At 37.2% G+C, this 14149-nt stretch carries 14 protein-coding genes; 3 read left to right on the forward strand and 11 right to left on the reverse strand.

Annotated features, from left to right (window positions below; translation table 11 throughout):
- Positions 1-3: 3 nt before the first annotated feature.
- Positions 4-534 (reverse strand): L,D-transpeptidase, encoded by a 531-nt coding sequence (locus VB083_RS07225; RefSeq protein ID WP_307879523.1) that lies wholly within the window; start codon positions 532-534, stop codon positions 4-6.
- A gap of 114 nt (positions 535-648) precedes the next feature.
- On the opposite strand from VB083_RS07225, the gene VB083_RS07230 reads away from it, so the two are divergent.
- Positions 649-1554, forward strand: coding sequence for a DMT family transporter (locus tag VB083_RS07230; RefSeq protein WP_213691236.1), 906 nt, complete (start codon positions 649-651; stop codon positions 1552-1554).
- Between the two features lie 27 nt (positions 1555-1581).
- Here the strand turns inward: VB083_RS07230 and VB083_RS07235 are convergent, their stop codons facing one another.
- The gene (locus VB083_RS07235; RefSeq protein ID WP_213691235.1) at positions 1582-2241 is read right to left on the reverse strand and encodes a helix-turn-helix transcriptional regulator; all 660 of its coding nucleotides are present in this window, start codon (positions 2239-2241) and stop codon (positions 1582-1584) included.
- A 356-nt stretch (positions 2242-2597) separates the two neighbouring features.
- Between VB083_RS07235 and VB083_RS07240 the strand changes: the two genes are divergently transcribed.
- The gene (locus tag VB083_RS07240) at positions 2598-3899 is read left to right on the forward strand and encodes an EAL domain-containing protein (protein ID WP_213699839.1); all 1302 of its coding nucleotides are present in this window, start codon (positions 2598-2600) and stop codon (positions 3897-3899) included.
- Here VB083_RS07240 and VB083_RS07245 read toward each other — a convergent pair.
- The 3 genes from VB083_RS07245 to VB083_RS07255 all read right to left on the reverse strand — a co-directional run bounded on the left by VB083_RS07245 (position 3888) and on the right by VB083_RS07255 (position 5963).
- Positions 3888-4100 (reverse strand): hypothetical protein, encoded by a 213-nt coding sequence (locus VB083_RS07245; protein WP_213691233.1) that lies wholly within the window; start codon positions 4098-4100, stop codon positions 3888-3890. The two genes, VB083_RS07240 and VB083_RS07245, sit on opposite strands and share 12 nt — an antisense overlap.
- 78 nt (positions 4101-4178) lie before the next feature.
- A complete protein-coding gene (locus VB083_RS07250) occupies positions 4179-5171 on the reverse strand; it encodes an ornithine cyclodeaminase family protein (protein WP_213691232.1) in 993 nt (330 codons plus the stop codon).
- Between the two features lie 15 nt (positions 5172-5186).
- The gene (locus VB083_RS07255) at positions 5187-5963 is read right to left on the reverse strand and encodes a transporter substrate-binding domain-containing protein (RefSeq protein ID WP_213699838.1); all 777 of its coding nucleotides are present in this window, start codon (positions 5961-5963) and stop codon (positions 5187-5189) included.
- A gap of 133 nt (positions 5964-6096) precedes the next feature.
- Between VB083_RS07255 and VB083_RS07260 the strand changes: the two genes are divergently transcribed.
- On the forward strand, positions 6097-7176 hold the full coding sequence (locus VB083_RS07260) for an NAD/NADP-dependent octopine/nopaline dehydrogenase family protein (protein WP_213691230.1): 1080 nt from the start codon (positions 6097-6099) through the stop codon (positions 7174-7176).
- A 67-nt stretch (positions 7177-7243) separates the two neighbouring features.
- Here VB083_RS07260 and VB083_RS07265 read toward each other — a convergent pair whose 3' ends face one another.
- The 6 genes from VB083_RS07265 to VB083_RS07290 all read right to left on the reverse strand — a co-directional run bounded on the left by VB083_RS07265 (position 7244) and on the right by VB083_RS07290 (position 14142).
- Positions 7244-8530 carry a serine dehydratase subunit alpha family protein gene (locus VB083_RS07265; protein ID WP_213691229.1) on the reverse strand — a complete coding sequence of 429 codons (1287 nt, stop codon included), beginning with the start codon at positions 8528-8530 and terminating at the stop codon, positions 7244-7246.
- Positions 8531-8636: 106 nt separating this feature from the next.
- A complete protein-coding gene (gene dctP / locus VB083_RS07270) occupies positions 8637-9659 on the reverse strand; it encodes a TRAP transporter substrate-binding protein DctP (RefSeq protein WP_213699837.1) in 1023 nt (340 codons plus the stop codon).
- Between the two features lie 53 nt (positions 9660-9712).
- Positions 9713-11020, reverse strand: coding sequence for a TRAP transporter large permease (locus VB083_RS07275; protein ID WP_213695566.1), 1308 nt, complete (start codon positions 11018-11020; stop codon positions 9713-9715).
- Positions 11014-11541 carry a TRAP transporter small permease gene (locus VB083_RS07280; protein WP_323401912.1) on the reverse strand — a complete coding sequence of 176 codons (528 nt, stop codon included), beginning with the start codon at positions 11539-11541 and terminating at the stop codon, positions 11014-11016. The genes VB083_RS07275 and VB083_RS07280 overlap by 7 nt, the downstream gene beginning before the upstream one ends.
- 185 nt (positions 11542-11726) lie before the next feature.
- On the reverse strand, positions 11727-12491 hold the full coding sequence (locus tag VB083_RS07285; protein WP_213699836.1) for a FadR/GntR family transcriptional regulator: 765 nt from the start codon (positions 12489-12491) through the stop codon (positions 11727-11729).
- A gap of 172 nt (positions 12492-12663) precedes the next feature.
- A complete protein-coding gene (locus VB083_RS07290; RefSeq protein ID WP_213701337.1) occupies positions 12664-14142 on the reverse strand; it encodes a tripartite tricarboxylate transporter permease in 1479 nt (492 codons plus the stop codon).
- Positions 14143-14149 lie beyond the last annotated feature (7 nt).

The raw sequence follows: 14149 nt of genomic DNA on the forward strand, positions 1-14149 counted from the left end.
TACTTATTCTTTAATAGTAACAAGTACTCCTGGCTGAATGCGTTTTACTAGAAGTTCAATGTGCTCATTAAGCAATCGAACACATCCTTCTGTTGTTTTTTTACCTATAGAATCTGGAGCGTGAGTGCCATGTATGCCAATTCCAGACCATCCTGTTTTTAGGCGAATAAACCATGGGCCGTACGCACCTTTAATCGGGCCTTTGCCATCTTTGAAATCATGAACCCAATGGCGAGAGTCATGAATGCTCTCTACTACAAAATGTCCTGTAGGAGTACGCATGTCTCCGCCTTTTTTTTTATTACCTGAATATAACCCGACGGCGATGGGGAAAGAAAAAACAGCTGTTCTCCCCTCATAAAAAGAAAGTAAAAACTTACTTTTTTCAATAACTATCTGAGGGGAAGGCTCCACATGAGAAGCAAAAGCTTCCCGCATCTCAAAAAAGCTGCAAATGACACCTAGCATAAGTATTAGCAATAATTGGCACAAATAACGAGCAGCCTCCAATTCTCTTTCAAGAAACATATGCATATTGTTCACCACCTTGCAAAAATTTTAACACTTTAAGAACCAACATAAATTAACTTGTTTGTTTTATCTAAATTGTATATATTTAGATAACGATAAATATTTGAGGGGGTTTCTATGAATAATGCCGTAAAAATAAAACAAGCAAATACACATACCTACTATAAAGGGGCATTTGCAGCTCTTTTATCTGCATTTTTATTCGGTTTTATTCCTATTCTGGCAGTTTTTGCCTACAAAAATGGTATCAGCGTAATGACATTCCATTTTATGAGATTCACAATTGCTTCTATAGCTCTTTTCAGCCTTATTATTTTTCGAATGGGATACGAAGTAATACGAATAGGAAAGAAAAATCTTTTACAACTATTTATACTTGGAGGAGTATTTTTCACACTTACCAGTTTCAGTTACTTCTCAAGTTTTCAGTATATTCCCGCATCAATGGCGCCGCTTATCTTTTATACATATCCAGCCATAGTAGCAATAACTTCTTCATATGTTAATAAAGAACCTCTTACAATAATGCTTTTGCTCTCTATCGCTTTATCTTTTTTGGGATTGATCTTTCTTTCAGGGAAAGCTGTCGCTACTATAAATATGAAAGGTGTTTTCTTAGCGGGTCTCGCTGCTATTTCTTATACTTCGTATATACTCTATGGAAATTCCATCATGAAAAAAACGCCATATCAAATTGTGGTTGCCTACGTCTGTTTCTTTTCTGCATTATCCTTTTTCACAATTGGGACGATAACTCGTAATTTACTCTTCCCTCGATCAACATCGACATGGTTTCTATTTTGCATCATTTCTTTTGTTTCTCTCTTGGGATTCCTCTCATTTTTCTTAGGTGTAAAATTGACAAATCCAGCGAAAGCTGCCGTACTAAGTATGGCTGAACCATTGGTAACGGTAATTCTCTCTCTTTTATTTTTCAAAGAATACCTTGCTATTCCTCAATATATAGGAGGCACATTTATTCTCTTTGGATCTTTATTAGCATTATTAAGTAGAAAGCAATAATTTACATCTTCTACTAGATGGCTACTTCTAATTTATACGATTTAGAATGGATTGTAATGATATCTTCAATAATTGCGCTAAAAACTCCTTATCTGCATCAAGGATTTTATCCGAATTTTCCAAAAACTCCCTGAGGACTAAAACTACATCTGGATCTTGTGCTGCAAGCATTTTTATAAGATTCTCTAAATCAATGGCACTCTGTTTTTGCCTTTTTAAAAAATCAATATCTCCTTCTATGTGGGCCATATAGAGACCGTAATATTTATATAACGATATTTTTTCACTTAAAGAAACCTGTGCTTCGTTATGCTCTATATATTCCATTTTTTCTTTAGAAAGACCTAAATAATGCGCTACTTCGTCTAATCTAAGCCCTAAATGCTGTCTGAGAGAACGTAAAACTTCGCAAGATCTTGGTGAAAAATTCGAACTTTCTTCGCTTCCTAAAAGGTAGGATGCTGTCGTTCCTAAAGCTCTTGCCAAGGCAAGAAGCATTTCAGCATTTGGACAACGCTCTTCTCTCTCCCAACGTGAAATGGTCAGTTTTGTAACACCTATTTGTTCTGCTAATTCTTGTTGTGTCATTCTTTCTCTTTGACGAAGCTCTTTTAGTCTAAAACCAATCATTTCATTCTCCTCTTCGACCAAAGCTTTCATACTCTGTTCATAATCTACTGTATCCATCGAGATAGATAACTCAATACTCTCTTTTGTTACTATGAGTTATCTCTTATGATATTTTTTTAAGCATATAAATTTAACCTCTTGTATTTATCCGTATTGTTGTTTAATATTAATAAAATCGGATAATTAAATAAAAACACACATATAAAGGGGCATTTTACTCTAAAAGATACAAGTTGATCTCTATAAATAATCAATAATGATTAGGGGAAAAGTCAAAAACCTGCTTATTATCAAGGTCTTTAAGATAGGATATTAGGTCTTAAGACACATAAAAGCACATCACTTTTACATTTTTATTCAGGGAATTCAATACTAAAAGTAAAAAATGTAAAATTAGCAAAGAGGGAAGATACATGCCGAATGAATCAATCCTCCAAGAAACACTGGAAAGAATAATGTCGCAAAATGAATCTGTCGTCTTCACCCTATTAAGTCTTGACATGTTTCGAACCTTAAACGAAGGATGGGGATACTTTACTGGTGGTAAAGTTTATAAAGAAGCTTCTTGGGCAATACAAAGCTTTCTTACGGAAAAAGACACTTTTTTTACGATTGACCATAATAAATTTGCAATTATTACTCCAACGTCTTTAAAAACAAGACAATATCATAAACTTCTTAAGGATATGAAAAACTTCTTTACCCATCCCATTACTATTGATCACGAAATATTTGAAGTAACCGCTAGCATTGGCATTAGCTCGTATCCTAAAGATGGGATTAAAGCGTCAGATATAATTGAAAGTGCAAATATAGCTCTACAGTGGGCCCGAATTTCTGAGAGTCACGTTAATGCTGCTTTTTACACGGGCACTGTAAGAGATCACCAGAAAAATTACACTAAACTAAAACGAGACCTTCATTATGCAGCAGATAGAGGAGAACTTTTTTTGGAATATCAGCCACAAGTTGATATGAAAAACAACAATATTGTGGGAGTTGAAGCTCTTCTCAGGTGGAAAAGAGAAGATGGGAAAATTATTGCTCCTATGTTGTTTATTCCCTTAGCTGAAAGCTCTGGCAATATTACAAATTTAGGAGACTGGGTTATAAAAGAAGTTTGTCTACAAGCTACAAAGTGGAGAAACAAAGGAATAAATCTTCGACTCTCTATAAATATTTCTCCTGTTCAAATATACAGCGATTACTACTTTTTTACTAAGTTGCAACGTGAACTTTCAAACGCATCAATACCAACATCCATAGTAGACCTTGAAGTTACTGAAAAAATCTTACAAGATCATTGTGGCTTTTTAGAGAAATTTATAAAGCAAGCTCAATTTATGGGAATGAGGGTCTATTTGGATGATTTTGGTAAAGGCAGATCTTCTATTGATTTTTTAAGAAAATTTCATTTTGACGGAATCAAAATTGATCGCTCAATTATTACGGATATCGCTGACTCTTCAAGAAACAAAAAATTCGCAAATTCCCTTATCCAACTTGCCGGAAGTATAGCAAACTATATTGTAATAGAGGGGGTCGAATCCAACGCCCAACTAGAAGCTCTTCATATAGACGAAGGGAAAACCATTATTCAAGGTTTCTTGTTTAGTAAGCCTTTAAGACCAGAACATATTCCAAGTTTCATTTCTCAGTATAAAAAGCAGCCCTCTTTCGAGGGCTGTCAAAAGCTATCAAATTTAACGATATGACCCAAAAGAAGAAGGGCCCGTATAACAAAAACGTTCATTAAGCAAAAATCGGACTCTATCAGTACAAAGATCCCATGCTTCCGGCTCTTTGTTCAAAAGAGTAACCATTTCATTAAGGAGTCCATCAATCACAGCGTTTGAAACGTTGGGATCTTTTCCTGTCTCTTCAATTTTATCTACAATCTCTTGTGCTTTGCTCATCGTGACTAACCTCCTTTCAAGAAAACATAGAGAGGATTATATCACCTGAGCAAAATAATAAAAACCTAATCGAATAAATTATATAGCGAAATCAAATGTCTCTCCTACTCCTTCTTTTTCCGCCTTCTGCAAGACAACAGAAGCTACAGCAACATCCATAGCCCCCGTTCCTATAGGAACACAAAGAATACGCGAAGATGATGAGGTAGAAATATGTCTCGCTCCTACCGCCAATTCACCTAACGTTGCAGTAATATTTTCTTGAGAGACTTTACCTGCTTCAGCTAAATCTTTTAATGCGCCACGGTGAAAACATTGCGCCACATGATCTACAACGATAAAATCAGCAGCCAGAAGAGCTTCATCATCACACTCTTTATAGGATCCCATGGGGAAAAGCACCGTTCCGGGTTCAAACCATGATTTTTTAAAGAAACCATCTTTTGCATGAGTCACCGTTATGACAGCATTACCCTGCGCAGCTTCTTGGGGCTGAGTACAAATTGTAATTTTCCCAGCCACCTTATTAGCCATCTCTTTTGCAAATAATTTAGCCGCTTCAGGCATAACATCATATATCTTCAATTCGTCTATATTAAAAACTTCTGAAATAGCAGCTATTTGAGTACGCCCTTGGACACCTGCTCCAAAAAGCCCTACTGTCAAAGAGCGTTGTCCAGGATAAAGATATTTCAAAGCAACAGCTGTCTGGGCTCCAGTTCTCATGTTCGTAATTAATGTACCATCAAGAACTCCAGTAAAGACACCATTTCTGGGGTTAACTAAAACTATAATGGCACTTACATAAGGTAACCCCTGCTTGGGGTTATCCATCCAACCACCTGCCCATTTAATGCCAGCCGTATCCACCCATCCCACATATGCAGGCATAGAGTTAATATCTGCATGATAAGGGGGATATGGGGAACTTTCTCCTAAATCCAATGTTCCTTTTGTTGGATTGATAACTGTTCCCTCTCCCATTCCTTTGTATGTTTTGTCAATTATTTCTACCACATCGTGCATTGTAATCATTTTTTCAATCTGGGACTGACACAACAACCGAGCCATTTTATCCACTTCTCCTTAGTCCATTTGGTATTTTTTCTTAAGCTCCAAAAGCTTTCCACTTTTTTTCATTTCATCCATAGCTTCATTAATAGCTTCCTTAAGATGTACATCTCCTTTGGGAATAGCCAAAGCTATGCCTTCTCCCTGTTTATGGATAAAGTTACGGAAGGCAATTTTCAACTTTCCACCAAACACTTCATTATTTCGAAGATATGCATTGGCAACGGTAAGATTTACAACGCAAAAATCAGCACGCTCTAATAAGACTTCTCTCAAGGCATCATCATTTTTTTGAAAACGTTTTATTTCTTTGGGAAGTTTCGTATTTGTAATAAATGTATCTTGGGCAGTTCCTATCTGAACTGTAGCTACTTTACCGGCAAAATCTTCTATCTTTGATATAGATGCATCATCGGCCTTTGTAACGAAAGCATTTTCTATTTCATAATAAACATCTGAAAAATCAACTTTTTTTCTGCGTTCTTCCGTGTTTGTCATTCCAGCAGCTATCATATCTATTTTACCTGTAAGTAAGGCAGGAATAAGACCGTCAAAAGCCATATCTACAAGTTCAACTTTTTTCCCTAAATGAGCTCCAAGAGCCTTAACAACGTCAATGTCATAGCCTGTAATTTCATTTTTTTCATTTCTGTACTCAAAGGGAGGATATGTTGCTTCTGTTCCCACACGAATTACATCGCTATCCATAACAGATTGCGCTGCTATGGAAGGAGCCGCAACCATCAAAGATATGGCGACACTTAAAATAAAAATTTTAGATATTTTCAACATTTGTAGCACCTCCATATATGGTAGTATATTTTTTGTAAAAAACTAAAGAGGAGTTTATTATAACTTGGTTTTATTTTATAGTCTATAATTGTAATTTAGTTTATTCTACAGTTTTAGAATGGAGGTCGTAACCGTGACTAAAATAACTGTACTTGGAGCCGGAAATGGAGGACAAGCTCTCGCAGGAGATCTCGCCTCTCAAAATTTTGAAGTAACGCTTTTTGAACATCCTCAACTAGAAGATAAAATAACCGATTTAAAAAAAGAAAAAACAATTACGTTAACAGGAATAATGGATAAAAAAGGCCATCTGGCGAAAGTAACCACATGTGCTGAAGAAGCAATACGAGGAGCTCAGATTATATATTTTTTAGCTCCGAGTTTCGCTCAAAAACCTATTTTGGAGTCAATAGCCCCTTATATAGAAGACAACCAAAAACTCGTGCTCATGCCAGGAAATTTCGGTTCACTTGTTTTTAAAAATTACCTTAAAAAAATCGGAAACATCGCTACCATAGAGATGGCAGAAGCTGATACTATGCCTTACGCATGTCGATTAGAGGCAGCTGGAAGAGTCAATATATGGGGAATTAAACAACATCTTTCTTTAGCTGCGTTACCTGGTCACTACACTGAAACTTTTATATCCCAAATACAACATGCTTTCCCTATTCGATTAAAAGCTGCTCCTAACGTTATAGCTATCGGCTTGTATAACACAAACATGATTCTCCACTGCCCTACTATGATTATGAATGCAGGAAGAATAGAATCTGAAAATGGAAATTTCAGATTCTATGGTGATGGAATGACAGAAGCTGTATGCAGCGTCATGGAAGCTATGGATAAAGAGCGGATACTTATTGGGAACGTACTGGGAATCAAACTTCTATCCACTATGGATGATATGAAAAAGTTATATAATCTAGAAGGAAAGACATTAAGAGAGACTATTTTGAATAATGTAGTTTACTGCGGACATGGAACAGATGCCCCTACGTCTATGACATATCGGTATCTCTCTGAAGACGTGCCATATCTTCTCGTTCCTGTTGCATCTCTGGCTCAAAAGTTGGGAATCTCTACGCCTACAATTAATAGTATTATTCATTTGGCAAGCATTGTTAATGGGCAAAATTATTTTGAAACAGGAATAGGTTTAAAAGAACTTGGCCTTGAAAAGGCATCTGTAGAAGAAATACGAGCATTATAAAAAGACTCCGGTGCTGAACAGAACAGCACCGGAGTCTTTTTATGTTTTGTTGATATATGTAAAAAACTTAAGAGTATCGAGATCTTTCTTTTTCTCTTTCAATTATGATACGGGCCATTACCTCATCTGTATCAATCATTCCCTCTTGAGCTATTCTCCCAACTGCTTGTATGGTTTCATCTGCAGAATCACCAACAAGGCCATCACCTGGGCGAATTGAAACGCCTTCTTTTGCCATAAACGCTGATTCGATAGCAACTCCTGCAGCATGAGCCAATTTCAAAGCACATCCATATTTTGCACCATCACAAAGGATGCCACCGATACTTCCTACAACACTATTAATCGCCCTTTCTGCCTCTTCATAGTCCCCGTCAAGGAGAAGAGTCATCCCTGATGTCGTTCCTAAACTTGATGCTATGGAACAAGCACATATAGCAGATAAACGACCGATATGACTTTTAACATAAATAACCATTAAGAAACTCAATGCCAGAGCTCGCAGCAATTTTTCCTCTGGAATATTCTTTCTCCTTGCAAAAACAATAAGAGGAAGCGAAGAAGAAATTCCTACATTTCCACTGGTAGCACAACTCATAGCAGGAAGATTCAATCCTGCCATTCGCGCATCTGAAGCAGCAGCTGTTACAGCTTTGATTTCAAAAAGGATATTATCTTCTCCAAATGACTTGAAAGTCTGCCCAAAATTTGAGCCAATATTTCCATCAAATCCCGCTTTAGCTAAAGCACTATTAAGCGAAATAGCTTCTTTAAGAAAAACAAGCTCGTCTGCGGAAACATCTTTAGCAAAATTGAAAAAATCTTTAACCGTATACTGTCTTATCGTATCTTTCTTGTAATCTATCTGGTTAGAAATATCTTTTTCGGAATCAAGTAATACTTTGTTATTAACTTCTTTAAAGACAATATTTGTGTGCGTTTTTCGAACTATAACATGACCTACGCCATTCTCTGTTTCAACAAAAGCTTCATTATAAAGACCAACGCCTTTAAGATCCCACTTTATATCAACTTGAACAAAGGGAAGAAAATCTCGCGCTTTTTTCTCATCACTTGGTGTAATATCTTTCAAAACTTCAAGTCCATACGAAGATTTTCCTGCCAAAGCCCCTAAAGCAGCAGCTATTTCAAGACCAAAAAGAGACGTCCCTGGAATGCCAACTGCGATAGAATTTTTATAACCGTCCTTATCCATAATGATTCGAACACGACGCGGTGTTCCTCCAACAACATCTTTTGCTGCTGCAGCCGCGAAGGAAACCGAAGTGGGTCCAGTGCATCCCAAAGCTGGTGATATTTCTTGATGTAAGATAGATAGAAGTTCTTTATCCATGTGCTTTGCCCTCTCATTTCTACTAGGATCTTAATTCTTATAACTCGTTTCATCGGAACGTGGAGAGAAAAACATATCTCCCCACGCCTTCTTACTTAAACTGATGCTATTTCTCCTCTATGTACTTTAAACACCCATCTATAAGCTCTGCTCCAATATCTTCTTTGAGTTGTGGCCAAATTTTACTTCTGCTATTTTCAGCAAAAGCCCCCAGTTCTTCGGAAGAAAACTTTACTATTTCTACGCCCCTTTCAGCAAGCATGTTCATATAGTTTCCCTCTTCTTTTTCCGCTTCCATAAATCTCTTATTGTGCAGTTCTTTTGCATACTTCATAATCAAGTTTTTGTCATCTTCTGAAAGCGATTCCCACAGATCTTTGTTCATAATGAGGAACCAGTTTTCAAAGTGATCATTAACAGCATAATAGTATTTAATAATATCTCTAAAATTAGAATAATAGCCTTCTGCACCAGCGCCTATAGCCCCATCTACAATCCCAGTCTGCATGGAAGTGAATAAATCAGCCCAGGGAATAGGAGTTCCTTGGTATCCCCATTCGCGCGTCAGGAGTGTAAATACACGAATAGAAGGAACTCTGATCTTTGTCATTTTATTTGCCCCAATTGTTGCAGGATCTTGAGCAGCTTTTACAGTAGCTATACCCCCAAAATAGACAGGCCAATTAACAAGACCGACAACATCCTCTTTGAGGAGCATATCCTGAATAGATTTTATGACAGGGCTATCTGCTCCAAAAACGACCTTCGCCTCTTCCCAGTCTTTCGCCAAATACGGCATGTATTGAATCTGGAGCTTAGGATTTCTTGATGTGCTTAGACTTTGACACGCCATCTCTATAGCACCAACACTGACTCTTTCCTGAACTACTGTATAATCTCCAAGTTGGTTTGCAGGGTAAACATCAATTGTTATTCTGCCATCAGAAGCTTCGTAAATCTGATCTGCAAACCAATGAAGATCCTCGTCAATAGTTGCACCTTCTGGGCGCATATGAGAAATTTTCCAATGGTATTTTTTTTCTCTTGCTAACGCTGGATTAGAAAAAGCAACTACTGTCAAAGCAATTACGACTAAAATTCCTAAAGTAGTACAAAATCCTTTTTTCATAAAAAAACCTCCTCTTCATTTTTTGTATATCTCTATGTATGTAGCCAGGGGAATCAATGTATATACCCAGCTAACTTAGGCAAGAAAAGAGAAAGATCTGGCCAAAATGTCGTAAGAAAGACAACAGGAAGATATCCCAAGCAAAGGAAAGTCATTGCAGGTTTCAGGATGTCAAGAAACTCAACTTTACCAATGCGCATTCCCAGATATAAAAGACTTGCATACGGAGGAGTTACACCCCCCATAGCCAAATTAACTCCCATAATGGCAGCAAACTGTATCGGGGAAATTCCTAACTCTATAACGAGAGGTAAAAGCATAGGAGCAGCAAGCACCATTCCTGTTACGTCGTTTACAATCATGCCAATGAGAAAAAGTAACAAATTAATGAGAATAAGAAGCACAACTCTATTTTCAGTTAAACCAAACATTATTTTTATAATCGCTTGTGGAACCCGCAAGAAGATGAACGTTTGACTTAACATCAGACAAAAAACAATCATAGACATAATGGCCCCTACGGAAGTAGCAGAATCAACAATAGACTCTTTCAATTTGTTTTTAGTCAATCCCTTATAGACACCAAACCCCACGGGAAGAGAGTAGATTACTGAGACAGCAGCAGCTTCTGTTGGAGTAAAGACACCACCATAAATTCCACCGAGTATAATGACAGGCATCATTAATGCAGGAAGAGCTTTCCAAGTCTTTCTAAGTGCAACTTTTCGTCTCTGACCTTTAGGGAGCTTCTTAACTAATGTTAGGTTGGGCAAGCGATGTGCATAAACCAAGTTAAGAATAGAAAACAGACACATTATCAATAGTCCTGGACCTATCGTAGCTAAAAAACAGGCTAAAATGGACGTTTCTGTAACCCAGCCATAAATTATCATTATGACACTGGGAGGAATAAGAAGCCCCAGAATAGATGAAACTGTAATTAATGCAGTTGCATATCCTCTAGGATATCCTTCTTCGACCATCCGAGGGATAAGAATGGGACCAGTTGCGGCTACACCAGTAAAACCACTTCCAGATATGGCGCCTATAATCGCACATGTTATGACAGCAACTACTCCCAAAGCACCTTTAACTCTTCCTACAAAAACATTCACAAAGTCTAAAAGGCTTCTTGCTATTCCACTTTCACTCATTAAGTTACCTGCAAGAATAAACAGAGGAATACAAAGTAAAACGGGGTTTGCCAACTGATTGAACCCCCACATCATCATACCTTTCATGGTAACTCCGCCTAAAGCAGTCATGGTCAGCAGGCTTCCACCAAAACAGTAAGGAAGAGGAACACCTAAAACAAGCAAAACAACGAGAACAATCATTGCTAAAAGAACAACATCTAGCATGATGAAACAGCCTCCTCTTCTCTATTGAAACGAAATAGCTTTATGTTTTTAAGTAATTCGACAAACGTATAAACAGACATGAGAACAAGTCCTACCAAAAAGGCACTTTCAGCAAAAAACATGGGGATATATAAAGAGGCACTTAACTTCCATGCTTTGAAAGAATACAGAAAATAATCCCACGCCCAATATGTCAGCCATAAAACAACGGCTAAAGACAAAATCGACATTATTGTTCTTTCCAGATACAACGAACTCTTTTTCTTAATAAAGACTTCTAACACTTTGGCCGTAATGTGACTTTCGTCTCTTGAAGCGTTAACAGCCCCCAAAAAGTAAAGCCAAATGGTTGGAAAAACGAGAATTTCTTCAGTTCCCATTAAAGGGGCACAAAAAACATAACGAAGTAAAACTTGGACAACGATGAGAACAGCTGTTGCCAAAAAAAGAAGATACAAAGACATTTTCAATATTTTTTCAATGTAAAAATCCATGAAAGAAAAAATACTATTTATCTTCAAAAGTACCACCTCCACCTAAGTCTATATGTCCTACTTATAGACTTAAAGAGGTTATTTGTCAATAAAAAAAGTTAATTCAATAAACGTATAATGTATAAAATATAAAGAGCTGGGCTCCTGTTCAGAAGTCCAGCTCTTTATATTTATATTAAATTCTTCTACTCAAACTATACTTTAATAGCTTTCTAGGCATCCTCCATACTAGATAGTAGTTCTTCGTAACTTTCACGCAATCCCAGTTTATTTTCTTCGTCCATTCCTAAGATAACAATTCCATTTAAAACATCTCTGAACATAGCATCACTAGCTTTACGCGGATTTTTCTCGATAATATATTTCAAGATTAGCTCGTGATTTTTCATCATTTGCGCCCATTGTTCAATAGGAATTCTTAAATACTTTTGCCGTTGAGTATCAATTTCTCCACTAATGGAATTTAACAAGCGAACTAAAAGTTCATTACGAGCTATCCTCAATACTGTCGAGTGAAATTTTGTTGGGGTATCGAGATCTCGCACCAACAAATCTTTTTCATCTTTCAAGAGAGCATTTTCCTTGTCTACAATCTGTTTAAGCTCTTCAATATCGTCAGGCGTTGCCTTTTGTGCTGCCAAGAAAGCCGTCTGGGCTTCTAATAACAATCGTACTTCTAACAAGTCCATCAAAGAAGAATCATCATTAAACTGGCGTAAAAGTTCCGTATTTTCTATACGACGAATTGCATTAGCACACACAAACGTTCCTTGTCCTGACACTGCTTCAATAACCCCAAACCACGTTAAAGTTTTAAGGGCTTCACGAACACAATTTCGGCTGACGTTTAACTGTTTTGCCAAATCAACTTCACGCGGCAACTTTTCTCCAGGTAAATAGTCCCCCCGCTTAATTGTTTCTATAAGTTGTTTCAAAACACTCTCGAATAACTTCAGTTTCTGAACAGGCTCAACCATTTTTACCTCCCGATCTAAAGACATAAAACATGTTCACTTTATTTCTAATTATTTAAACAAGTAACTTCACAATAATAAATTAATCACATTCATTTACAAAATGCAATTTTAAACAGGATACTTATTGTAAAAATTTGTCGTTTTTACGTTGCTGAAGTCTCCTCTGGAGCTATTAACTTTTTTTAAAGGATTTAAGAAGTGCTATAAAACGATGTCCAAAAAAGACGAAAAGAATTAATATTATAAGGGAAAAACAGATGGGATCAGCTATAAATGGAAGTAAGCTTCCATGGCTTTTAAGCAAACCGACACGAAGATTGTCTTCAATCATTGGTCCTAAAATTATACCTAAAATCATAGGTGCAAGAGGAATATCCATGTATTCAAAGAAAAAGCCAGTAACACCAAAAATAACCATAATGTAAATATCAAAAAAACTATTTCGTATAGCATAAGATCCTATGACAGAGAAAATTAAAACTATGACCATAACAATATTTCTCGGGAGCCTCAATATAGCACCATACACCTTTATTCCAATAAGACCTACAGGAATGAGCAATAATTGCGAAATAAAAGCGATAGAAAAAATTCCATGCACAAGGTCTAAATTCTCCTGAAAAATAAGAGGACCAGGCCTCAGTCCATACATCAACATAGCTCCTAGAACAATCGCAGTAATAGAATCTCCTGGAACACCAAAGACTAACGCGGGAATCCACGTTCCACCAAGAGCCGCATTATTAGCACTCGTAGGAGCAATAATTCCACCAATCGCCCCTTTTCCAAACTTTTCCGGTTCCTTTGATGTTTTTTTCTCCATTCCATATGCAACCCACGCTGCTATATCAGCACCAGCACCAGGAAGAGCTCCTACAAATGTCCCAATTAAAGCCGATTTAAAAAGAACCATTTTATATTTCATCACTGTTTTCATCGTCTGTAAAAGTGATATTTTTTCTGGACGACCTATGCTGCTTTTTTTGAGAAGTTCAATATTAGTAACATTTTTCAGCACTTCCGAAAGTCCAAAAAGGCCGACCATAGCCGGAATAAAACTAATACCTCCCATGAGTTCCATACTGCCAAACGTAAAGCGGGGAAACCCTGTTGTAATATCGATACCTACGGTAGAAACAAGCAATCCCAATGCTGCAGAAATAACACCATTTACAGAATTACCAGTACTTAAAGCAGCACTCATGCTAAGACCGAAAACTCCAAGCCAGAAATATTGAAAATGAGTAAATTTAAGAGCAAAACGAGCCAATGGAGGTGCCACTAGAATAAGAACCAAAACACCAATAGTGCCCCCCAAAGAAGAACAGACAAGATCTAAAGAAAGAGCTTCCATTCCCCTTCCCTGCTTGGAAAGTTCATATCCATCCAAAACAGCGGCACCTGATGCAGGAGTCCCTGGTATTCTCAAAAGAGTCGCAGGAATATCGCCGGTAAAAATAGCTGTGAAGGAAACTCCAATAATCATAGCTAATCCAGCCAAGGGAGGAAGGTAGTAACTTACAGGAACAATAAGAGCCACAGCCATGGTTGCAGTAAGACCCGGAGTTCCTCCAACCAAAACGCCAAAAGCCATAGAAAGAAGCCACGGAACCAAAATGCCAGGTTTAAAAACTGATAGTAACGTACTCATTATTCCC

This window comes from Aminobacterium sp., assembly GCF_034926885.1.
In the GTDB taxonomy this organism is placed as follows: Bacteria; Synergistota; Synergistia; order Synergistales; family Aminobacteriaceae; genus Aminobacterium.